The 265-nt window shown below is 70.6% G+C and carries 1 protein-coding gene; it reads right to left on the bottom strand.

Annotated features, from left to right (window positions below):
* A partial coding sequence (locus SB751_RS31410) for an Rrf2 family transcriptional regulator (protein ID WP_410749198.1) occupies window positions 1-265 on the bottom strand: 265 nt, incomplete at both ends.

Genomic DNA, 265 nt, shown 5'->3' with positions numbered 1-265 from the left:
GCTCAGTTCATGCTCCGGTTGCGCCAGCTCGCCGATGGTGTGGCGATCGAGTTCGGCGAGGAAGGCGTCGCGCGCGGCCGCCAGCGCATGCTTGAGGCGGCACTGCGGTTCGATGACGCAGCCGCGGCGCTCGCCGTGTTCGTCGGGAAAACAGCCGACCAGCGCGAAATCGCTCTCGGTGTGGCGCACCACGGTGCCGACGCTCAGCGACAGCGAATCCGCCGCGAGCCGCAGGCCGCCGTTACGGCCGCGCAGGGTGTCGACC

Source organism: Cupriavidus sp. SIMBA_020 (genome assembly GCF_046535395.1).
In the GTDB taxonomy this organism is placed as follows: domain Bacteria; phylum Pseudomonadota; class Gammaproteobacteria; order Burkholderiales; family Burkholderiaceae; genus Cupriavidus; species Cupriavidus campinensis.
The sequence above is the reverse complement of the archived record's forward strand: the minus strand, read 5'-3'. Positions and strand labels throughout refer to the sequence as shown.